Annotated in this window: 18 protein-coding genes, 4 tRNA genes and 2 pseudogenes; 10 read left to right on the plus strand and 14 right to left on the minus strand. The window is 38.3% G+C overall.

Going from position 1 to position 21805, the window contains the following annotated elements:
* Positions 1-77: 77 nt before the first annotated feature.
* The 11 genes from lon to HDEF_RS03895 form a co-directional block, all read right to left on the minus strand.
* A complete protein-coding gene (gene lon, locus HDEF_RS03845; RefSeq protein WP_015873352.1) occupies positions 78-2507 on the minus strand; it encodes an endopeptidase La in 2430 nt (809 codons plus the stop codon).
* 293 nt (positions 2508-2800) lie between these two features.
* Positions 2801-4069 carry an ATP-dependent protease ATP-binding subunit ClpX gene (gene clpX / locus HDEF_RS03850; RefSeq protein WP_086935033.1) on the minus strand — a complete coding sequence of 423 codons (1269 nt, stop codon included), beginning with the start codon at positions 4067-4069 and terminating at the stop codon, positions 2801-2803.
* Between the two features lie 84 nt (positions 4070-4153).
* Positions 4154-4801 (minus strand): ATP-dependent Clp endopeptidase proteolytic subunit ClpP, encoded by a 648-nt coding sequence (clpP, locus tag HDEF_RS03855; RefSeq protein ID WP_015873354.1) that lies wholly within the window; start codon positions 4799-4801, stop codon positions 4154-4156.
* A gap of 147 nt (positions 4802-4948) precedes the next feature.
* Complete coding sequence (gene tig, locus HDEF_RS03860; protein WP_015873355.1) at positions 4949-6271, minus strand: trigger factor; 1323 nt, start codon at positions 6269-6271, stop codon at positions 4949-4951.
* A gap of 702 nt (positions 6272-6973) precedes the next feature.
* A tRNA-Gln gene (locus tag HDEF_RS03865) sits at positions 6974-7048 on the minus strand.
* Between the two features lie 73 nt (positions 7049-7121).
* Positions 7122-7196, minus strand: a tRNA-Gln gene (locus tag HDEF_RS03870).
* Positions 7197-7224: 28 nt separating this feature from the next.
* Positions 7225-7309, minus strand: a tRNA-Leu gene (locus HDEF_RS03875).
* Between the two features lie 2 nt (positions 7310-7311).
* Positions 7312-7388, minus strand: a tRNA-Met gene (locus tag HDEF_RS03880).
* A 166-nt stretch (positions 7389-7554) separates the two neighbouring features.
* Entirely contained in the window at positions 7555-8472 is a 918-nt protein-coding gene (prmA, locus tag HDEF_RS03885; protein WP_015873358.1) for a 50S ribosomal protein L11 methyltransferase, read from the minus strand.
* The gene (panF, locus tag HDEF_RS03890; protein WP_207144642.1) at positions 8448-9905 is read right to left on the minus strand and encodes a sodium/pantothenate symporter; all 1458 of its coding nucleotides are present in this window, start codon (positions 9903-9905) and stop codon (positions 8448-8450) included. The genes prmA and panF overlap by 25 nt, the downstream gene beginning before the upstream one ends.
* A gap of 11 nt (positions 9906-9916) precedes the next feature.
* Positions 9917-10192, minus strand: coding sequence for a YhdT family protein (locus tag HDEF_RS03895; RefSeq protein ID WP_015873360.1), 276 nt, complete (start codon positions 10190-10192; stop codon positions 9917-9919).
* A 377-nt stretch (positions 10193-10569) separates the two neighbouring features.
* On the opposite strand from HDEF_RS03895, the gene HDEF_RS03900 reads away from it, so the two are divergent.
* From HDEF_RS03900 to lpxL, 4 genes are all read left to right on the plus strand, one after another.
* Positions 10570-11106: a hypothetical protein gene (locus tag HDEF_RS03900; RefSeq protein ID WP_015873361.1), complete on the plus strand. Its 537-nt coding sequence runs from the start codon at positions 10570-10572 to the stop codon at positions 11104-11106.
* Between the two features lie 59 nt (positions 11107-11165).
* Positions 11166-11573, plus strand: coding sequence for a hypothetical protein (locus HDEF_RS03905; protein ID WP_015873362.1), 408 nt, complete (start codon positions 11166-11168; stop codon positions 11571-11573).
* Between the two features lie 104 nt (positions 11574-11677).
* Complete coding sequence (locus tag HDEF_RS03910; RefSeq protein WP_015873363.1) at positions 11678-12265, plus strand: aminodeoxychorismate synthase component II; 588 nt, start codon at positions 11678-11680, stop codon at positions 12263-12265.
* Positions 12262-13185, plus strand: a complete 924-nt coding sequence (gene lpxL, locus HDEF_RS03915; protein WP_086934981.1) for an LpxL/LpxP family Kdo(2)-lipid IV(A) lauroyl/palmitoleoyl acyltransferase — start codon at positions 12262-12264, stop codon at positions 13183-13185. The genes HDEF_RS03910 and lpxL overlap by 4 nt, the downstream gene beginning before the upstream one ends.
* Here lpxL and HDEF_RS13010 read toward each other — a convergent pair.
* Positions 13177-13362 carry a hypothetical protein gene (locus HDEF_RS13010; protein ID WP_015873365.1) on the minus strand — a complete coding sequence of 62 codons (186 nt, stop codon included), beginning with the start codon at positions 13360-13362 and terminating at the stop codon, positions 13177-13179. The two genes, lpxL and HDEF_RS13010, sit on opposite strands and share 9 nt — an antisense overlap.
* A pseudogene (locus HDEF_RS03925) lies at positions 13355-14156 on the minus strand (Fic family protein). The gene HDEF_RS13010 and the pseudogene HDEF_RS03925 overlap by 8 nt, the downstream one beginning before the upstream one ends.
* Here HDEF_RS03925 and HDEF_RS13865 point away from each other — a divergent pair.
* Both HDEF_RS13865 and cspE read left to right on the plus strand, forming a co-directional pair.
* Positions 14136-14228, plus strand: a pseudogene (locus HDEF_RS13865) (hypothetical protein); the annotation flags it as partial. The pseudogenes HDEF_RS03925 and HDEF_RS13865 sit on opposite strands and share 21 nt — an antisense overlap.
* A gap of 328 nt (positions 14229-14556) precedes the next feature.
* Positions 14557-14766 (plus strand): transcription antiterminator/RNA stability regulator CspE, encoded by a 210-nt coding sequence (cspE, locus tag HDEF_RS03930; RefSeq protein ID WP_015873366.1) that lies wholly within the window; start codon positions 14557-14559, stop codon positions 14764-14766.
* Between the two features lie 168 nt (positions 14767-14934).
* On the opposite strand, the gene crp is transcribed toward cspE, so the two are convergent.
* A complete protein-coding gene (gene crp, locus HDEF_RS03935) occupies positions 14935-15597 on the minus strand; it encodes a cAMP-activated global transcriptional regulator CRP (RefSeq protein ID WP_015873367.1) in 663 nt (220 codons plus the stop codon).
* A 232-nt stretch (positions 15598-15829) separates the two neighbouring features.
* Here crp and recN point away from each other — a divergent pair, with 232 nt between their 5' ends.
* The 4 genes from recN to ileS all read left to right on the plus strand — a co-directional run bounded on the left by recN (position 15830) and on the right by ileS (position 21800).
* Positions 15830-17491, plus strand: coding sequence for a DNA repair protein RecN (recN, locus tag HDEF_RS03940; protein WP_015873368.1), 1662 nt, complete (start codon positions 15830-15832; stop codon positions 17489-17491).
* 55 nt (positions 17492-17546) lie between these two features.
* On the plus strand, positions 17547-17876 hold the full coding sequence (bamE, locus tag HDEF_RS03945; RefSeq protein WP_015873369.1) for an outer membrane protein assembly factor BamE: 330 nt from the start codon (positions 17547-17549) through the stop codon (positions 17874-17876).
* An 84-nt stretch (positions 17877-17960) separates the two neighbouring features.
* On the plus strand, positions 17961-18905 hold the full coding sequence (gene ribF / locus HDEF_RS03950; protein WP_015873370.1) for a bifunctional riboflavin kinase/FAD synthetase: 945 nt from the start codon (positions 17961-17963) through the stop codon (positions 18903-18905).
* A 27-nt stretch (positions 18906-18932) separates the two neighbouring features.
* Positions 18933-21800 carry an isoleucine--tRNA ligase gene (gene ileS / locus HDEF_RS03955; protein WP_015873371.1) on the plus strand — a complete coding sequence of 956 codons (2868 nt, stop codon included), beginning with the start codon at positions 18933-18935 and terminating at the stop codon, positions 21798-21800.
* Positions 21801-21805: the final 5 nt, after the last annotated feature.

Here is a 21805-nt window from a genome sequence, read left to right on the forward strand (position 1 = left end):
CCCACTGTAAAATAAAAAAATAGCCGGAACAGTCAAAAATATGACTTCCCAGCGTGGATCGAATTTGACTTACGTATTTACTCTTGTTGTGATTTTAAATTTCGTGCTTTAGGTGCAGATTTAGTTTTTAAAACTTTAGTTCTCTTAACTGTCACTTCACTCGAAGTAGAAGAAGTAGAAAAAGGTGCCTTTTGCAAAGATAATGTTAAAACATCATCAATAGATTTTACGGGATGAATTTCAAGATCAGAAATGATGTTTTCAGGTATTTCTTCTAAATCACGTTTATTTTCATCGGGGATTAAAACGATTTTAATATTGCCTCTGTGAGCCGCCAGTAATTTTTCTTTTAAACCACCAATAGGTAATATTAAACCACGTAAAGTAATTTCACCTGTCATGGCAACATTCGCTTTTACAGGGTTACCAGTTAAACAAGAGACTAAAGCAGTACAGGTTGCAATACCCGCGCTGGGACCATCTTTTGGAGTAGCTCCTTCTGGTACATGTACGTGAATATCGCGATTTTCATGAAAATCACTCGAAATACCGAGTTTTCCGGCAAGAGAGCGTACGACAGTTAAAGCAGCTTGAATAGATTCTTGCATCACTTTACCGAGGGAGCCGGTATAAAGCAGTTTACCTTTTCCTGGAAGAGAAGCGGCCTCTATTGTCAGTAAGTCGCCACCTACCTCTGTCCAAGCCAATCCTGTCACTTGACCAATTCTGTTTTCTGAATCAGCACGACCATAATCAAACCGTTGAACACCAAGAAAATCTTTTAAATTATTTTCATTAATATCAATGTGCTTTATTTTTTTTTGCATCAATAAAATTTTTACGGCTTTTCGACAAATTTTAGATATTTCACGCTCTAAATTTCGTACACCCGCTTCCCTCGTGTAATAACGAATGATGCCGAGAATTGCGCCATCTTCAATGTTAAGCTCATTTTTTTTAATCGCATTACGCTCAAATTGTTTTGATAATAAATGTTGTTTCGCAATATTGAGTTTTTCGTCTTCTGTATAACCTGAAAGGCGGATGACTTCCATACGATCTAGTAGTGGAGAAGGGATATTTAATGAATTAGATGTGGCGACAAACATAACATCAGAAAGGTCATAATCTACTTCTAGATAATGATCATTAAAAGCAACGTTTTGCTCTGAATCTAGTACTTCCAATAGCGCAGAGGCAGGATCTCCACGCATATCTGTCTCCATTTTATCAATTTCATCTAATAAAAAGAGGGGATTTTTTACTTTGACTTTCGCCATTTTTTGAATCAGTTTACCGGGCATGGAACCAATATAAGTGCGCCTATGTCCCCGTATTTCGGCTTCATCGCGTACTCCTCCCAGTGCCATTCGGACATATTCACGGCCCGTTGCATGAGCAATAGATCGGCCCAATGAAGTTTTGCCTACTCCAGGAGGACCCACTAAACATAGAATGGGGCCTTTAATTTTGCTGATTCTACTTTGTACCGCAAGATACTCAAGAATGCGGTCTTTAACTCTTTTTAAACCATAATGTTCGGTATCTAGCACTGCCTGTGCCTTGATTAAATCTTTTTTAACTTTGCTGCGGTTGTGCCAGGGAACCTGTAGCATCCAGTCAATGTAACCCCGCACAACGGTGGCTTCCGCAGACATAGGAGGCATCATTTTTAATTTTTTCAGTTCAGATTCTGTTTTTTCACGTGCTTCCTTGGGAATTTTTGCCGCTTCAATTTTACGTTTTAGCATCTCGTATTCGTCAGGAATATTGTCCATTTCGCCTATTTCTTTCTGAATGGCTTTCATCTGTTCATTCAGATAATATTCGCGCTGGCTTTTTTCCATCTGTTTTTTAACACGCCCACGAATGCGTTTTTCTATCTGTAATAAATCTATTTCTGATGCCATGATATTCATCAGCTGTGTAAAACGCTCAGTGAGATCGGGCATTTCTAAAATATTTTGTTTCTCATTTAATTTCAATGAAATATGAGCGGCAATCATGTCTGAGAGACGTTCCGCATCATTAATGAGGTTTAAAGAAGTCAATACTTCGGATGGAATTTTTTTATTTAATTTAACGTAAACCTCAAATTGACTCATCAGAGCTCGTACGGATATTTCCTGCTCAGGCTTTTCTATGACTTTTGGATTAATGTATTCAAATTCAGCTGAGAAGTAGCCTGAATCCTCACGTAAAGCTGTTATACGTGCGCGCTTTAGTCCTTCTACTAAAATTTTTACTGTGCCATCAGGCAACTTCAGTATTTGCAAAATGGAAGCCACAGTGCCTACAGAAAATAAATCATCCATGCAAGGTTCATCAGCCGCCGCTTCTTTTTGAGCGACAAGCAACAATTTTTTACCATAATCCATTCCTGCTTTTAGGCATCGAATGGATTTTTCTCGACCAATAAATAATGGGATCACCATGTGAGGAAAAACCACAACATCACGCAGTGGTAAGACGGGAATTTGTACGCGTTCGGAACGCTTAAGGTTCATGAAGGTCTCTCTATAGTTTTGTCTTTGTATAATTAGACCTTTTTAAAAACCTATCAGATTGTGATTTCTGAGGTGCTCGTTTTTTATAAACTAAAGTCCTCTGAGCATTTCCTTCATTGACTTCTATGAGCACAAGCCGGTCGGATGCTCCTGCGCTTTGAATTCACAGCCATCACTACGGTTTTAAAAAAAGTCTATGATTTAAAGCAGGACTTTTATTTTATTTTTAGGAGTGATAATCCATTTTTCATTTTTTTATGAAACTTCAAAAAAATAATTTCGATATATTTTCGCTAATTATTTTTTTTTGAAATTTGTGTCTCATTTTGCTCGAAAATCATTAAGGGAACGGACTGGCCAATAATCACAGATTCATTGACCACTACTTTAGAAACATTTTCTGTGGATGGTAAATCATACATGGTGTCCAACAAAGTGTTTTCAACAATAGATCTTAAACCACGAGCCCCTGTTTTACGAACCAGGGCTTTTTTGGCAATTGCCTTTAAAGCATTATAATGAAATTCAAGCTCAACCCCTTCAAGGTGAAACAAAGCCTGATATTGTTTTGTCAGTGCATTTTTAGGCGCTTTCAAAATTTGGATTAAAGCCTCTTCATTTAGTTGATCTAATACAGCAATAACAGGTAAGCGCCCTATAAACTCAGGGATTAAGCCAAATTTGACTAAGTCTTCGGTCTCAACCTGAGACAATATTTTATCTTCATTTGTTTTTTCACGGGCCCCTTTGACTGTAGCGTTAAAACCAATTCCGGTACCTGTATTGAGCCTCTGTTCAATCACCTTGTTAAGATCGGCAAAGGCGCCTCCGCATATAAATAAAATTTTTGAAGTGTCAACCTGTAAGAATTCTTGCTGGGGATGCTTACGGCCACCTTGAGGAGGTACAGATGCGATTGTTCCTTCAATGAGTTTCAGTAATGCCTGTTGTACTCCTTCACCTGATACGTCTCGAGTAATCGAAGGATTATCTGATTTACGTGAAATTTTATCGATTTCATCAATATATATGATACCCAGCTGTGCTTTTTGAACATCGTAGTTACATTTTTGTAGCAATTTTTGAATGATATTTTCGACATCTTCTCCTACATAACCTGCCTCTGTTAAAACTGTGGCATCTGCAATCGTAAAGGGAACGTTAAGGAAACGCGCTAAGGTTTCTGCTAATAAGGTTTTACCGCTTCCCGTTGGACCAATCAGTAAAATGTTACTTTTACCTAGTTCAACACCATCAGGGATAGAGTGACTTAATCTTTTATAATGATTGTAGACAGCCACCGATAACACTTTTTTTGCAGCTTCTTGACCAATAACGTAGTCATCTAAATGGGCACGTATTTGATGAGGTGTGGGTAAAGCCTCTGATTCTTTAGTAGAAATTTCTTTCATTTCTTGACGAATAATGTTGTTACATAAATCAATACATTCGTCACAAACATAAACTGCCGGGCCTGCAATCAATTTATGCACTTCATGCTGGTTTTTCCCGCAAAAAGAGCAATAAATCAGCTTTCCAGAACTTTTGCGCTTACTCATTATCAGTAAACCTCTTTTGTCGTATTCTTCACTCAAAAATTTCATCGATAGAATGATTGTTCTCTATGTTTGTATTCATAGAGACTATTATTTTTTACTAAAATTTTTAACATCCTTGCGTTCAGTTAATACACAGTCCACTAGTCCATATTTTTTCGCTTCTTCAGCAGATAAAAAGTGATCACGTTCTGTATCTTTTTCTATTATCTTTAATGTTTTTTTGGTATGTATTGCCATTAAGTCATTCATACGTTTTTTTACTTTTAATATTTCTTTTGCATGAATTTCAATATCACTCGCTTGGCCTTGAAATCCGCCTAGTGGCTGATGAATCATTACTCTGGCATTAGGTAAGCAATAACGTTTACTTTTTGCGCCCGCGGCTAATAAAAAGGCCCCCATTGAGCATGCCTGCCCTATACAGATCGTGCTGACATCAGGTGTTATAAATTGCATGGTGTCATAAATAGACATCCCTGCTGTAATCACGCCCCCTGGAGAATTAATGTATAAATAAATATCTTTTTCAGGATTTTCTGCTTCTAAGAATAACATCTGCGCCACAATCAGATTCGCCATATGCTCTTCTACTTGCCCTGTTAAAAAAATAACACGCTCTTTTAGCATACGGGAATAGATATCGTAAGCACGTTCTCCACGTGAAGTTTGTTCTACCACCATAGGCACCAAAGTCATGCTGGGTAAGCGTGTATTTTGTTCGTCAAAAGATGACATATCCTCTCCTAAAAATTAGTTTTTTGCGGCGTAGTTTTAGTTCAGAATTAACTTCTTGGCAGAATCTGGCTTGATTTCATATACTCAAAAAGAATAATTTTCTCTCTAAAATAGCGAAGACGCTAAGGCGAGTCAGTCGCGACTGAATCAATCGTTAGCCGTATCAGTCTCATGGATTTGCTTCATAAACTCACTAAATGAGATTGGTTTTTCCGTGATTTTAGCGTTTTTTAAAAGCACTTGAATGGCTTCTTCTTCCAAGGCAAGATTGTATATATTATTCATTAACTTTTTATTATTTTTATAAAATTCAATTGTTTCTTTAGGGTTTTCATAAGCCTCAGCGATTTCTTCAAGAAAAACCTGGACCTTATTTTCATCAACAGTTAACTTGTTTCGATCGATGACTTCAGTTAATAACAGCCCTACAAGCACCCGACTTTCTGCCTTTTCAGCAAATACAGAACGAGGCAGCTCTTTTATGATGTCTTTTTTATCGCTATAAGATGCAGCTTTTGTTCGTAAGGCATCAATTTCTTCCTCGATTAAAGAAAGAGGTACTTTTGTTTTATTTAAATCGCATAAACTTGTAATGGTTTGTTCTTTAATTCTTTTGCGAATGGCTTTTGTGAGTTCCCTTTGCATGTTTTTACGTATTTCAGCACGTAAAGCCTCTATGGAGGATTCCTCAGGTAAATCAAAATTTTTAATAAATTCTTCATTAATTTCAGGTAATTGAAATTTTTCTATTTTTTTAAGATGAATCAAAAATTGGCTTTCTTTGCCTTTTAAAGACTCACTGTGATACTCATCAGGGAAAGTTAATGTGATGTTAAATTCTTCGCTCATTTTATGGCCCACAATACCCTCTTCAAAACCTGGGATCATGTTGCCTTCACCGAGGTTCATGACAAAATCAGAAGCAGTACCGCCTTCAAATTTTTCTCCGTCAACAGAGCCAGTAAAGTCAAAGGTCACGCGATCTCCCATTTCAGCAGGGAGATCCGGGATTTCTTGCCAGGTTTTTTTTTGGTGGCGTAATTTTTCTAACATTTTATCGATATCATCATCGTTGAGTGACACTATAGGTTTTTCTACTTCAATTAATTCTAAATCTTTAAGTTTGATCTCTGGATACACTTCAAATTCCACTGAATAAGTGTAATTTTCATTTTTTATATATTTTCCTGGTAAATATTGAGGTCTGCCAGCGAGGTTAAGCTTCTCTTGAAGAATGGTTTTTGAAAAATGATCTTGCATAAAATCGATCAAAATATCTTGTTGAATAGATTCACCATAACGTTGTTCAATCAAGTTGATAGGGACCTTTCCTTTACGAAAGCCGTCCATTTTTGCTGTTTTAGCCGTTTTAACTACCTTATCTTTAATGGCTTTTTCAATGTCATCAGAAAATAATGTGATTGTTGCTCGTTTTTTAAGATCTTCTGTTGTTTCAACCAAAACTTGCATTTTTTACCTCAATACGGATTTTTTAAAATTTTGTCTCAGGTCAACGTATAAACAAGGCAGTATGTTCATCAAGCAGTTGAGACTGAAAACACTAATACAACATTTCATTCATTTTATTAATGAAACTCATTTATTTTTCTGTGTACATACATAAATCATAAAGATTGCGAATGAAACCGGTCTAGGCTCTATGATGTATAGAAAAAGATAACGCAAGGGGGTTTTTAGACCCGCTAATTTTGTCACGATTCATTATAACGATGTACAGGTCCTCAGTCGAGGGAAGTGCCTATTCACTCAGAGCGATCTGATCTAAAAAAACTTCACATACAAATAACGCATTGATTTATTGAATTTTTTATTTATCAAGTTTTTTAGAATGTCTTCAGTGATGCCTCTTTTACAACATTTCATCCATGTTAGCGAGTAGGCACGAGTCAACAGAACTTGATTTAACAGCCTTGAGGCACTTTAACGATAGCCATTCGTGGCGCTAAAGATTCAGTTGGCTAGAGCATTGGAAAAGTTAAATATTCGTTTTTAAAAAAATACTGAATTGACCGAATGGCATTTTTTCATAATGCTTGTGAGTAAAGCATTTTACGCTCTAAAGCTTGAAGGGTTCGGCCAGGAATTTATTTTAAAGTGTCCACGGTCTCCGTAAAGGGAAAGCATGGGAATCAGATAAGCGATTGATCACGATGGCTGGGGTACCAGGATTTGAACCTGGGAATGTCGGAATCAGAATCCGATGCCTTACCGCTTGGCTATACCCCAAACGTATACCCTAATAAAGTAACTAGCGTGGCGTCATGAAGGATTTTTTTGAAATAAGGATGGTGCAAAAATATGGCTGGGGTACCAGGATTCGAACCTGGGAATGCCGGGATCAAAACCCGGTGCCTTACCACTTGGCTATACCCCATTTGCTTTTATTATCAGCGGTTTAAAAGTGGTGCGGGAGGCGAGACTTGAACTCGCACACCTTACGGCGCTAGAACCTAAATCTAGTGCGTCTACCAATTTCGCCACTCCCGCAATGGTGGCTACGACGGGATTCGAACCTGTGACCCCAGCATTATGAGTGCTGTGCTCTAACCAGCTGAGCTACGTAGCCATCTTTTATGTATGCTCTTTATGGTCTTAGACCTTCATTAAGCGTTTCGGGGCGCATTATGCGTATATGCAAAATGAGCGTCAACTCATTTTAAAAAAAAATCAGTATTCATCGCAGGGATTCCTTCAATATCAAACAATCAGATATTCCTCATTCTTTCAGAAATTCATATTCCATCATTTTTATTTTTTACGGCCGTGATACGGCACCACTCTTCTTTTTCAGCGATAGGATAAAGGCAAAAGGCGTGTTGATATGCCTGAGAAACTTTATCAGATTGAGTGTTCAAAATACCGGAAAGGCCTAAATACCCATCAGGCTTAACTAAATCGGCGATCACGCCTGCCAATTCACACAAAGGGGCGGCTAAAATATTAGCAACCACCACATCTGCTTGAAGATTTTTCGGTTCTTGTCCAGATAAATAGAGCACCAGATGCTCAGAAACTCCGTTACGTTGTGCGTTATCCCGACTTGCTTCAATCGCTTGAGGATCTATGTCAATCCCAATCGCTTGTTTCGCCCCTAATTTGAGCGCCGCTATGGCCAAAATGCCTGATCCACACCCAAAATCAATTAAGATTTTATTTTGTAAATCAAGGCTATCAAGCCATTCTAAACAAAGCGCCGTGGTCGGGTGTGTTCCTGTGCCAAATGCCAATCCGGGATCTAGTATTACATTCACCGCACTCGGATCTGGCACCGCTTGCATACTCGGACAAACCCAAAGACGCTGCCCAAAACGCATAGGATGAAAATGAATCATCCATTCTCGCTCCCACTGTTTATCTTCCAAATGCTCAATTTTATAAATAAAATGTTGCCCTGGTTCACACATGGCCTTTATTTTATTGATGGCCGCGGCGATTTTCGTTTGATGTTCATGTAAATTGTTATCCGCTTCATATAAACCTGCTATTTCAATGTCATCCCAAAATTTCAATTCGCCTGGCAAAGGTTCAAAAATAGGCTGATCCCCTGCGTCCTGAAAAGTGACAGAGACAGCGCCGGTTTCTAACAATAGCGTTTCTAACAGGTTGTCATGCTGTTTTGATGTGATTATTTTGATTTGTATCCAAGGCATGTTTTATCTCTATGAAGTGTGAGCGTTTTTTTATCGCCCCAGATATTGCCCATCAAAAAAGCCAAAAGGTTTAAAATGAGTGTTGGCATAATAGGATGGAATCCTAAAAATTGAATATTAAATATCGTCAATAAAATATAACAAAGGGCACCCACTATCATTGAGCTGATGGCTCCATAGGCATTAGCTCTACGCCAGTACAATCCCAGTACCAAAGGCCACAAAAAAACGGCTTCCATTCCCCCGAAAGCCAATAAATTAAGCCATATGATCATATCTGGTGGGCGCCACGCTGTCAGTATGAGTAAAAGACCGAAACACAGAGTGGTTCCTTTTGAAATCCATTTCAATTTTTTTTCATTGTTGAGCTGTTTGGGCTTGAGGTTCAGATAAATGTCCTTGACCAGGGTAGCGGAGGATTGCAATAGCTGTGCATTCACAGTCGACATAATAGCCGCCATTGGGGCGGCAAGAAAAAGACCGGCTGCAAAAGGTGGGAACACCCGCATTATCAGTTTTGGGATCACCTCATCAGGAACACTTAAATCGGGTAAAATAGCGCGCCCTAAAGCCCCCGATAAATGCATGGTAAACATCATGATGCCCACCACAACGGTACCTAAAATAATCCCCCTATGAACGGCTTGGCTATTACGATAAGCAATCGATCTAACCGCCGTATGAGGTAAACCAATGACTCCAAAGCACACCAACACCCAAAAAGAAGCCATAAAGGGGATATTCAGTATTTGATCCTGGCCTTGAGGTGTGATCAACGCAGGATCAATATGAAATAAGGTATCTACGGCTTTTGCTAATCCTCCGGCGTTATGCACTACCGCCACTAAAAGCAAAATGGTGCCCGACAGCATAATCACACCCTGTAAGCTGTCATTGAGTACGCTGCTGCGAAAACCGCCAAAAGCGGTGTATAGAGTGACACTGATACCAAATATCAATAACCCGATATGATAGGGAATGCCTGCTGTCGCTTCTAGCAGCCGGGCGCCTCCCACAAATTGGACCGTCATGGCCCCCATAAATGCCAATAACAAACTCACACTGGTCAGCCAGACTAAAAGCCGGCTTTTATAACGGGCATACAGCATGTCATTTAAAGTGACAGCGTTGTAACTCCGCGCCAAAATAGCAAATTTTTTGCCTAATATGCCCAAAGAAAGCCATATTGCAGGGAGCTGGATCATGGCGAGTAAAACCCAACCCAACCCATATTGATAAGCCGCCCCAGGACCCCCGATAAAAGAACTTGCACTAATATAAGTGCCGCTCAAAGTCATGGCTAATACAAAGCCCCCCATGGAACGATTGCCAATAAAATATTGCTTCAGGAAATGTTCAGATTTTTGATTTCTGACACTATAAAAAGATAAACAAAAAAGGATAAATAAATAAGCCATCAGAGGCAAAATCATATCAATATCAATCAATCTTGATCCTTAAGTTTTTCAAGCGGCATATCGGAGAAAATCAGTTTGACCATTAAGATGCAAAGCCCGATAAAGACTAAAGGGAGAGAAATACAGCCTACCTCAAACCATAGGGGTAACCCCGTGATGCTATCAATATGACCCATTAAATACACCCTATATTCAGCGTGACCAGAAAAATAAAAAAGGATCCACCAACAAAAAAAATAACCAAGGGTTAACCCAAATGACCATCGTGCTTCTTTATTTGCCTGTATAAATCGTTTTTCCATAAATTGTCTGTGATCTATTTTTTAATTTAGCTAAAACACACTTAAGTCAATGGTTTAAAAACATTAAATTATTTAAGGTTTTTTACGTATTTATTATAAAATCATTAAATGTACTATACGATTAAAGTTATAAATATTAAGCCTGATGTTATGGCATTGATACCTAATCAAGCAATCATAATAATTGCCTGAAGAAAGTAAATTCATGTCCAATCTCATGGGATAAATTGTATAAAAATGAACGCATTTTTCTGTTTTTTGATAAAAACTACTGTCTTATTTTTTAATTTCTATAAAATGTAATCAATTAAAAAAGACGTTTTTAAAATAGTACTTTATGATAATCACTTTATTAAAAAATAATTTAAGGATAAAAAATGTTTAAATCAATATCTAATACTATAATTAATAAATCAACAACGGGTGGATTCTTGGCTTGTTCTTTATCAAGGATTCAAAATATAAAAAAAAGTCGTACTATGAATACGAGTGCAGATGAAGTTGATAAAGATCAAATAACTTTTAAAGATTTTTTAAATAAATTTGAAGGGGAGACTCATTTAAATAAAAAAGAACTCAATCGAATTTATAATAAAATTTATACATCATCAAATGATTTAAACGCATTAAAAGCATTAATTGAACTAAAAAATAATTCGTTTGAGTCAATTAAAAATTTAACAAAAACAGAAAAATTTTCTGCAGTAATAACTTGTAATCATTATGAAGCTTTTTTCAATATATTTTATGATAATTGTTCTCTAAAAATAATTCCGATAAAAATAAAAGGAGAACATGAAGATCATATCAGATTAATTAAAGAAAATTTCTACACAGAGTCTGATTTTCAAAAAGAAAAAATTCGAATTACAGTACAAATCATTGATTTTTTATTCAATAAATTGGAAAAATAAACAATAGCTTATCGAAAAAAGAGGATATATCTGAAGAAATAAAAGAATTAAAAAATGAATTGCCACATATTGAAGATTTAATAAATAGTATTATTTTTTATAATAATGATACTACAGATTTATTTAGCAATACAGAAAAAAACATCAAAAAAAATTTTGAAACTATTTTTATAGATTTAAAAAATGTTCTTAATAAAAATATTGTTACTCATTTAAATATATTTTCTGATAAATTAACAGATGTGATGATTCAATATTTTAAAAATAATTTAAATAAACTAACATTTAAATTACAGTTTGCTGATAGTCCTATTTTTATTAACGCTACTATTTTAGAAAAAGAGATCAATGATATTCAAAATTACATGAATGAGTGTAATGCTTTAAAAACAGCTGATAAAGAGCCTATTGAAAAATTAATAAATCGTACCATTTCTATTTTGAAGAAATTTAAAAAAAGTGACTGATTTTAACTATTTTCCAGGATTTTTTAAAATACTTTATTCGAATATTAACCGCTTTCTGTTGTATTAGAACCCAATTTAATGAATGCATATATAAATAGGTTTCCATGTTGCTATTAATAGATAATTACGATTCTTTTACTTACAATTTATATCAATATTTTTGTGAATTAGGCGTTGATGTACTGGTCAAACGTAACGATGAAGTAAAGCTTCAAGATATTGAGCGATTAGCACCGAAATATCTGGTCATTTCTCCTGGCCCCTGCACACCTAATGAAGCAGGGATTTCATTAGCTGCGATACAGCATTTTTCGGGCAAATTACCTATTCTGGGTGTCTGCTTGGGGCATCAGGCATTGGCTCAATCTTTCGGAGCTCGCATCGTCAAAGCCAGAAAAATAATGCACGGCAAGACAAGCTTGATTCAGCACAATCATCAAGGCATTTTTCAGGGGTTAAATCACCCCTTAACGGTGACTCGATATCATTCGCTGGTCGTTGAAACCGATTCTTTACCTGAAGATTTTGAATTAACAGCCTGGACTGAAAAAGAAGGCCGTATGGATGAAATCATGGGTATCCGACATCGCACTTTACCCTTAGAGGGGGTACAATTTCATCCTGAAAGCATTTTTAGTGAAAACGGTCATCAATTATTAAATAATTTTTTAAATGGACCACGGGTTCGATGATAAAAAAATCTCCTCATTTTCATCTTTCATTCTTACATCCTCGTTATTGGCTCACTTGGTTTGGCGCGGGGTTTCTTTATCTTTTAGTATGCCTTCCTTACCCCATAATTTATCGTTTGGGGAGGTGTATTGGACGTTTATCCATGTATTTTCTTAGACGTCGAGTCAATATTACCTCTCGTAATCTAGAACTTTGTTTTCCAGAAATTTCTCTTTTTGAGCGCCAAAAAATGGTCAAAAAAAATTTTGAAGCCTTAGGAATAGGTCTTCTTGAATCGGGCATGGCTTGGTTTTGGCCAGATTGGCGTGTCAAGCATTGGAGTCGATTGATTGGTTTGGAATGTGTTGAGAAAGTACAAAAAAGTAGACAGGGGATATTATTAATAGGTGTACATTTTCTGACGCTAGAATTTGCCGCTCGTATTCTTGGCCTGCACAAGCAGGCTATTGGTGTTTACCGGCCGCACAATAATAAAGTGATTAATTGGATCCAGATTTATGGCAGGACAAGATCCAATAAAGGGTTGATAGACAGAAATCATATAAAAACAATGATTCTTTGTTTAAAAAAAGGTGAAATACTTTGGTATCTTCCAGACCATGATTATGGCCCTCGCAGCAGTGTTTTTGTCCCATTTTTTGCAGTTGAACAAGCGGCTACCACCAGGGGTACTCATCTGTTGATCAGCAAAGGGAGTGCAAATTGTGTGCCTTATCACCTGGTCAGATTGCCTGACGCCAAAGGCTATCGAATGACCATATCGCCTGCATTGAACAATTTTCCACTTCAAGATGAAACTGAAACCGCCGCTTCTATGAATAAGGTCATTGAAAACATCATTCAAAAGGCGCCCGAACAATATATGTGGCAACATAGGCGCTTTAAAACGAGGCCTAAAGGCGAGGAATCATTATATTAGCCTTTCCAGTGACCTAATATAGGTCACAGGTCTATTAAAAAAACTATCACTTATCGTAATGTCTTTAAGTGACTTTTTTAACAGTGCCATATAAAAGCCGTTATCAACAGCCATCTTTTCAATATCGGCCTGGCGAGTCAAATCTTGTTCTGAAGTACTGACACTTTCATCAATCATTCAGCTCCCTCAGCAGACGAGTGTTAATGTAAAGTTTTCCACGACCGGCATTCACTTCTTCTAGTATCCCGATTTTTACCAGTTGCTTAAGATAAAGCGATGCTGTTTGCCGCTGTGCAATCCCCGCTCACCAGATTTTCTATTCTGCAGCAGGGTTGCATGAACAGCATATTAACCAGTTCGTAGGTGTAAATTTTGGGGAGCTTTCCTGTACATCCGTTACCAGCAGGGAACGGATGAATGCTTTCAAACTGGTAATGTGCCATGGCCATCTTAATCAGTGGATCAATATCGTTCTGTTCATTGATAAACTGCTCCTAGTTTGACAGTAACGTGCGAATCTTCTCTTCTCCTTCCGGAGGGGTATATACGACGTTCATATACTGATCGCGCAAAACAGTACCAGAAGTCTTCCTTACATCGGTTTCGACTGCCCGCAGTTTGGTACAAATCTGCATTGCGACCCTGACACATAACGGATGCGTCTTCAGTAACTCAACTCCATCATACATCGCCGTACGATAGAGAAGAGCCTCTTTAGTAGCCGGATCAGCCTGTTCAACATATTGAAAAAGCTGATCGCTTGTAGTGACGATATTTTCAATGCGGGACGAATCTTTTGCTTCCAGCATCGGGAGAATATTCACCAGTAATCCCTGATCAGGAAGTAACCGCCCCGCAGATTTCAGCGCAGCACGGGCGGGGATACAGGCTTTTAGTACTGCTTTCGTTAGCAATACGCAAACAGGTATCCAAAAAATATTCGCACTTAAATCCGCGCTAAAGTTGAACATCCATTTCGAGGGTTGAAATGGATGTTCAACTTTAGAAAAATCCGCTACAAGAGCTTAGTAAAAAATTCCTCAGGAAAAGGTCGCTCTCTTTAAATAGGGAGGATGATTAAAATAATCAGAGTTTTGTTTACAGTTTTATTCATATGCAAAGTAAGTTGATTAATGATAAAAAATGGCTTGCCAATGAATGAATTGTATGAAATAAGGGCTCTGAGTAAAACGAGATAGCGTTCTCGATTAATTATGGTTTTTGAGCAAGAACTTTTAGGCAAGAACGTAAGTGTTGTAGATTACTTCCCTTCCGGCTTTTTCTCTTAGTGCCTTCAGCAGACCAACAAGGCTCATTTTTTGATTTAAAATACCCGTAGTTGAGTTAAATAATTTAAAGGAAATTTTCAAGATGGCAAAAATTAAAGGTAAAGTTAAGTGGTTCAACGAATCTAAAGGTTTCGGCTTTATTACTCCAGACGATAATAGTAAGGACGTATTTGTTCACTTTTCTGCAATTCAAGATAGCGGTTTTAAAACTTTAGCCGAAGGTCAAGGTGTCGAATTTGAAATTGCGGATGGTCAAAAAGGGCCATCCGCAGTGGATGTTAATAAAATTTAGGATGGTCAAAAAGGGCCATCCGCAATGAATTTGACTGTGCCATATTAATAATCTTCATTGGCATAGGAGATGGTGCTTCGAGGCCGCTCCTGTGCCACCCTCAACGGCGGGTCTGCGAGCTCCTTGTCACATCTTCCCTTCGACGGGTAAAACCGTCACTTCCTAAGCCTAAATGGTGTCTTGGCCTGAGAGATATTTTAACCAGGGATTCAAAACAACAATCGTTTTGCCATGAGCTGAAATTAAATTTTGTCTTTCTAATGTTTTTAAAGCCCGCCCAACTGTTTCACGAGAACAACCTGCCATTTGACCAATTTCTAGACGAGTGCTTTTAATTTGAATCCCATCGGGATGAGTCATGGCATCGGGTTGATGCGCGAGTTTTATCAATGTTTGCCCAACACGTGTCGCCACATCTAAAAATGCCAGTTCTCCTATTTTTTCTGATGTCGTTTTCAATCGACTTGCCATCTGTGCGGATAAACGAATTAATATGTCGGGATTAATTTGGACGAGGGTTCGAAATTTTTTATAAGAAATTTCAGCTAATTCAGAGGGGGTTTTCACTCGTATCCAAGTACCCTGGGGTTGAGCGGCTAAAAATAATCCGATCTCCCCAATAAAATTTCCTCGATTTAAATGAGACAATATGATTTCTTCACCGTTTTGAGACTTCATCAGGGAGATGAGAGAACCTTTTACAATATAATAAAGTGTTTGAGATTCACAATCTTCACTTACAAGATTGATTTTGGGCGGATATGTACGAATATTGCAATGAGAAAGAAACCATTCAAAAGTTGAATCCATTTTTTGCGCTGAGAGCAACATAACTTATATCCTTATTGTAAATGAGGCATTTTTAAATTACTTATTATAAAAACTAATAATACTTTTAATTAGTTTAACATCAAATTCGACAGCTACTTTACCTTGATTTTTATGATTTTCATTAAAATATTTTTAATATCAAATCATTTTTTATTGAAGCAAATTTTGGGATCTTGGCTTTGACTCACCATTTGTGACGCGAACACCATCTTTATTTTGAAAGGAATTGGACATGTTGATTCAATTAACGATCAGTAACTTTACTCTTGTGAGTCAATTGGAAATTGATTTTCAATCGGGGATGACCAGTATCACCGGTGAAACAGGTGCAGGAAAATCTATCGTAATTGATGCCTTAAATATGTGCTTAGGCGGCCGTTCAGAATCTGGAATGGTAAGTTCGAGGGCTCTTCGTGCAGATATGTGCGCTCGCTTTTCTCTAAAGGATAAGAGTTTGGCGATGCAATGGTTAAAAAATCAAGAATTAGACGAAGATCATGAATGCTTACTGCGTCGCACTATTGGTGCTGATGGACGTTCTCGAGGATTTATCAATGGCACACCTGTTCCTCTGTCTCAATTACGAGAATTAGGCCAGCTTCTTATACAGATTCATGGCCAGCATACCCATCACTGTTTGCTGAAACTGGACCATCAAAAACAATTATTGGATGCGTATTCAGCAGAGCACCATTTATTCATAAAGATGAAAAATGCGTATGAAACCTGGCATAACAGCTGCCGACGATCGGCCGAACAAAAGAAAAAAGCGGTGGAAAATGATGCCCGTCATCAGCTTTTGGAATATTATCTTAAAGAACTCAATGCATTGGATCCAAAGCCAGAAGAGTATGAAAAAATAGAAGCGGAGCATAAACGTTTAGCGAATAGAGCTCAATTATTGAAAATGAGCCAAGAAGTTTTACAAGGGCTGTGTGAAAGTGAACACCAGAGTATTTTGAGTCAGCTTTATTTTTCTCAAAAACAGCTGATAGAATTAAGTGCTATGGATCATTACTTTAATGATTTATTAAATATGCTTAAAGAAGCGATCATTCAAATTAAAGAAGTCAGTGATGAAATCCGTCATTACAGTCAAAAAATCAATATGGAACCGGATTGCTTAGCATCATTAGAGCAACATTTATCCAATTATTTAGATTTGGCTCGTAAACATCATGTCTCTCCAGAACGTTTAGCAGATCAACATCAACACTTATTGGATGAACAACAACAATTGATTGAGCAAAATATAGATCAGGAAGATCTTCTTCAAGCAACAGAAAAACAGTATCAGCAAGCATTAGAGATAGCCCATGAATTACATGAAAAACGGCAATTTTATGCTAAAGAGCTGTCTGCCTTAATCACTGAAAATATGCGAAACCTGGCGATGCCCTATGCAAAATTCAGCATTGACACCTATTTTGATCCCAAACACCTCAATATTTATGGTGCGACTCGTGTTGAATTTTTTGTCACAGTGAATCCAGGTCAACCATTACAGCCCCTGATTAAGGTGGCCTCGGGAGGAGAAATATCACGGATTGCCCTGGCAATGATGTTAAGTACTGCGCGTAAAATGGAGATCCCTGCTGTCATTTTTGATGAAATAGATGTGGGTGTCAGTGGATCTACGGCGGCTTTAATGGGTCGCTTGTTGCGACAATTAGCCGCCTCGACACAGGTACTTTGTATTACTCATCTTCCACAGGTTGCCGCTTGCGGGCATCAACATTTTTTATTTAAAAAACAAAGTGATACAATAGAAACAGATATTTATGTTCATTTATTAGATAAAAAAACGCGTCTAGAAGAGCTGGCACGTCTTCTTGGAAAAGGAAAAATAACAAAAAATACACTGGCGAATGCAAAAGAATTACTTGTTATGTAAAACTCTTTTCAAGAGAATCACCTCCACTATCATTACTATTAAGGAATCTATGACCATGTGCTTTAAGATGCTGATCCATCCCATTTTGTTTTTTATGATATTTGTTTCAGGTTGTTCTCGATTTAATCAATGGGTTTATAAACCTGATATCAATCAAGGAAATTACTTATCTCAGAATGAGGTCAATAAAATTCATCAAGGAATGACACAAAACGAAGTGATGTCTACATTAGGCAGCCCTATGTTGACAGACCCTTTTGGTACTCAAACCTGGTTTTATATATTTCGTCAGCAGGTAGGGCATGAAAAAGTAACGCAACAAACTTTAACTCTTAAATTTAATCAATCAGGTCAATTGATTGATATTAAAAATCATATAGCGTAAACATTTTCATTCAAATTCCACCATGATTTCAGATCGGGTATTGACAGAAGCTTTAATGGCGAATTTGAGCGGTTTCAATCGGTCATGAAGTTCATTCGTGGTCTGCATAATATTCGGCCAGAAAACCATGGTTGTGTGCTGAGTATTGGTAATTTTGATGGCGTCCATAGGGGGCATCAAGCATTGCTGGCGCGTTTGAAACATGAAGGGCAGAAACGGCATTTGCCTACTATGGTCATGATTTTTGAGCCCCAGCCCCTAGAGTTTTTTTCACCTGAAAAGGCCCCCCCGCGTTTAACTTATTTAAGGGATAAATTGAAGTATTTGAGTCAAATTAAAATAGACTATGTATTATGCGTCAAATTTGACCCATCTTTTGCTGCTTATACAGCGGATGATTTTATCGCTGAGTTTCTCATTAAACAGTTAGGAGTTCATCTTTTAGTCGTAGGGGATGATTTTCGTTTTGGTAAAAAACGTCAGGGTAATATCAAACTATTAACACAAGCCAGCAAAAAAATTGATTTTCAGATCATCAGCATAGAAGGCTTTTTCTATAAAAGACTTCGTATCAGCAGCACGGTTATCCGTGAAGCGTTACAGAAGGATCAGTTGGCTCTTGCAGAAGACTTGCTCGGTCATCCTTATTGTATTTCTGGTCGAATAGTGCATGGAGACAAACTTGGGCGTACGCTTGGGTTCCCTACCCTTAATTTGCCTGTAAAGTCCTCACGCATGCCAGTTCAAGGTGTTTATGTCGTTGAAGTATATGGCTTAACATACGAAGTCTTGCCTGGTGTGGCAAACATCGGCAGCAGGCCGACCATTTCTGGCACTTGTCATCAAATTGACGTACATGTGCTGGATTTCTCTATGGAAGTCTATGGCCGCTACGTTGACATTGTATTTCGTCAAAAGTTACGTAATGAGCAACGTTTTACTTCACTTGACGCGCTCAGACAGCAAATTTCGCTTGACGTGCTTGCAGCTCGAACCTTTTTTGGGTTGAAGCTAAAACCCAAAATTTAATTTTTTGTTGAGAATGGAATGAATCATATGAGTCATAAAAATAACTATAAAGATAGCCTCAACCTGCCAGAAACAGGCTTCCCAATGAGGGGTAATTTAGCCCAGCGCGAACCCGAGATGCTCAAACGCTGGGAGAATGAAAATTTATTTGCCCTTGTTCGCGCCGCTAAAAAAGGCAAAAAATCGTTTTTATTACACGATGGCCCTCCTTATGCGAATGGGGATATTCATATTGGTCATGCCATGAATAAAATTCTCAAAGACATCATTATAAAATCAAAAGGGATGTCGGGTTATGACGCACATTATATCCCGGGCTGGGATTGTCATGGATTACCGATTGAATTAAAAGTGGAACAATTGCTCGGCAAGGCCAATGAAAAAATCAGCTTGTCCGAATTTCATGCGGCCTGTCGCGAATATGCGTCGGAACAAGTGAACAAACAGAGAAAAAGTTTTATTCGACTGGGCGTTATAGGTGACTGGGATCACCCTTACTTAACGATGGATCACCAAACAGAAGCCAATATTATTCGCGCTTTCAGCAAAATTATCGAAAACGGTCATGTTTACAAAGGGATTAAGCCGGTTTATTGGTGTACAGATTGTACTTCTTCTTTGGCAGAAGCCGAGGTGGAATATTATGATAAAACCTCTTTGTCGATCGATGTCCGTTTTCTTGCGGTCGATCCCAAAGCCGTTGTCGCCCGATTTGGTGTTGATTCTGAAAGTGCCTCTGTTTCTGTCATTATCTGGACCACTACCCCTTGGACTTTACCTGCAAATCGAGCGATTGCACTTCATCCAGAGGTGACTTATCAACTGGTACGCATGGCCGATGACTATTTTATTCTGGCAGAAGATTTAATAGAAACGGCGATGTGGCGTATTTTTAAACAAAATCGAGAAAAAGAATGGCAAGTGATCGGCCAGTGCTCAGGTAGGGATTTGGAGCATCTGCGCTTTAAACATCCTTTTATGGATTTTGATGTGCCTATCATTTTAGCAGATTATGTCACAGTGGACGCAGGAACCGGTGCCGTACATACCGCCCCGGCACATGGGCCCGATGATTTCGTGATCTGTCAAAAATATGGGATTGAAACCTTCAACCCTGTCGGGCCTGATGGCTGTTATTTACAAAATACCGATCCCAGATTAGATGGCCTTTTTGTGTTCAAGGCAAATGACGTTGTGCGCGAGATTTTGCGCGACAACCGCACACTGATGCATGCTGAACAATTAGTGCACAGCTATCCTTGCTGCTGGAGACACAAAACGCCTTTGATCTTTAGATCCACATCGCAGTGGTTTATCAGCATGGTAAAGCAGACTTTACGTAAAAACGCATTATCAGCAATTCAAAAAGTCAAATGGATCCCTCATTGGGGTCAGGCTCGCATTGAATCCATGGTGACCCATCGTCCAGATTGGTGCATTTCTCGTCAACGTACCTGGGGTGTGCCCATGTCTCTTTTTATTCATAAAGAAACGGAGGCCTTGCATCCTCGAACTCAAGAATTAATGGAAGAAGTCGCACAAAGAGTCGAAAAAGAAGGCATTCAAGCCTGGTGGAATATATCGCCAGAGGAAATGTTAGGTGAAGAAGCGGCCTATTATATCAAAGTGCCGGATACTTTGGAGGTTTGGTTTGATTCTGGTTCCACGCATTCTTCTGTTGTAGAGGCTCGTTATGGGCTCAATACAGATATTGATATGTGCTTGGAAGGATCTGATCAGCATCGCGGCTGGTTTATGTCTTCGCTGATGTTATCTGCCGCAATGAAAAACAAAGCGCCTTATAAAGAAGTGTTAACGCACGGTTTTGTGGTCGATGGCCAAGGGCGAAAAATGTCTAAATCTATCGGCAATACAGTGGCGCCTCAAGATGTGACCAATAAGCTGGGTGCAGATATATTTCGACTTTGGGTAGCCTCAACGGATTATACGAGTGAAATGGCGGTTTCAGACGAAATACTGCAGCATTCTGCGGATGCTTATCGACGTATTCGCAATACGGCGCGTTTTCTTTTAGCCAATTTAAAAGATTTTGATCCTGCAACAGATTTAGTGTCTCCAGAAGACATGGTCATGTTAGATCGTTGGTCTGTGAGCTGCGCGGCACATGCCCAAGCCGATATCATCAAAGCTTATGAACATTACGATTTTCATTTTGTGGTACAACGTTTAATGCAATTTTGTTCCGTCGAAATGGGATCTTTTTATCTCGATATCATTAAAGATAGACAATATACTGTTAAAAATGACAGCTTGGCTCGCCGTAGTGGTCAAACTGCATTATTCCATATTGTACACGCCCTGGTTCGCTGGTTAGCGCCCATCCTCTCGTTCACTGCTGATGAAATTTGGCAATATTTACCTGGTCATGATTCGCATCGTGCAAAATATTCTTCTGTTTTTACTCAAGAATGGTATCCGCATTTATTGACCTTAGAGGAGAACAAAGATCCTTCTCATCCTCTAATGAATGATGCATTTTGGCGAAAAATATTGCGGGTGCGTAGTGAAGTGAATAAAGTTTTGGAAGAAGCGCGTAAAAATAAACAGATTGGAAGTTCTCTGGAAGCCTCAGTGACTTTATATGCTCAGCCTGAATTGGCAAGCGATTTGAACAGCTTGCAAAGCGAGCTCCGGTTTGTATTACTCACTTCTTCTGTACGTGTTGCTGACTATAAAGAGGCAGATGACAAGGCACAAAAAACGGAACAATTGATGAACGAATTAAAAATCACGATCAATAAAGCACAAGGGCAAAAATGCCCCAGGTGTTGGCATTACACGCCAAATGTTGTTTTGGCAGGCGAACAGGGTGAACTTTGTCCGCGTTGTGTGAGTAACGTAGCCGGTCCCGGTGAAGAACGTAAGTTTGCTTAAATGAA

The organism is Candidatus Hamiltonella defensa 5AT (Acyrthosiphon pisum), assembly GCF_000021705.1.
Taxonomy (GTDB): domain Bacteria; phylum Pseudomonadota; class Gammaproteobacteria; order Enterobacterales; family Enterobacteriaceae; genus Hamiltonella; species Hamiltonella defendens.

Coding starts and splice junctions, on each gene's coding strand:
- HDEF_RS03895 (WP_015873360.1), bottom strand. CDS start 10,192: ATGGAAAAACGATTTATACAGGCAAATAAAGAAGCACGATGGTCATTT.
- prmA (WP_015873358.1), bottom strand. CDS start 8,472: ATGCCTTGGATACAAATCAAAATAATCACATCAAAACAGCATGACAAC.
- bamE (WP_015873369.1), top strand. CDS start 17,547: ATGTGCTTTAAGATGCTGATCCATCCCATTTTGTTTTTTATGATATTT.
- recN (WP_015873368.1), top strand. CDS start 15,830: ATGTTGATTCAATTAACGATCAGTAACTTTACTCTTGTGAGTCAATTG.
- panF (WP_207144642.1), bottom strand. CDS start 9,905: ATGATTTTGCCTCTGATGGCTTATTTATTTATCCTTTTTTGTTTATCT.
- crp (WP_015873367.1), bottom strand. CDS start 15,597: ATGTTGCTCTCAGCGCAAAAAATGGATTCAACTTTTGAATGGTTTCTT.
- ileS (WP_015873371.1), top strand. CDS start 18,933: ATGAGTCATAAAAATAACTATAAAGATAGCCTCAACCTGCCAGAAACA.
- HDEF_RS03900 (WP_015873361.1), top strand. CDS start 10,570: ATGTTTAAATCAATATCTAATACTATAATTAATAAATCAACAACGGGT.
- ribF (WP_015873370.1), top strand. CDS start 17,961: ATGAAGTTCATTCGTGGTCTGCATAATATTCGGCCAGAAAACCATGGT.
- lpxL (WP_086934981.1), top strand. CDS start 12,262: ATGATAAAAAAATCTCCTCATTTTCATCTTTCATTCTTACATCCTCGT.
- HDEF_RS13010 (WP_015873365.1), bottom strand. CDS start 13,362: ATGATTGATGAAAGTGTCAGTACTTCAGAACAAGATTTGACTCGCCAG.
- cspE (WP_015873366.1), top strand. CDS start 14,557: ATGGCAAAAATTAAAGGTAAAGTTAAGTGGTTCAACGAATCTAAAGGT.
- HDEF_RS03910 (WP_015873363.1), top strand. CDS start 11,678: ATGTTGCTATTAATAGATAATTACGATTCTTTTACTTACAATTTATAT.
- clpP (WP_015873354.1), bottom strand. CDS start 4,801: ATGTCATCTTTTGACGAACAAAATACACGCTTACCCAGCATGACTTTG.
- tig (WP_015873355.1), bottom strand. CDS start 6,271: ATGCAAGTTTTGGTTGAAACAACAGAAGATCTTAAAAAACGAGCAACA.
- lon (WP_015873352.1), bottom strand. CDS start 2,507: ATGAACCTTAAGCGTTCCGAACGCGTACAAATTCCCGTCTTACCACTG.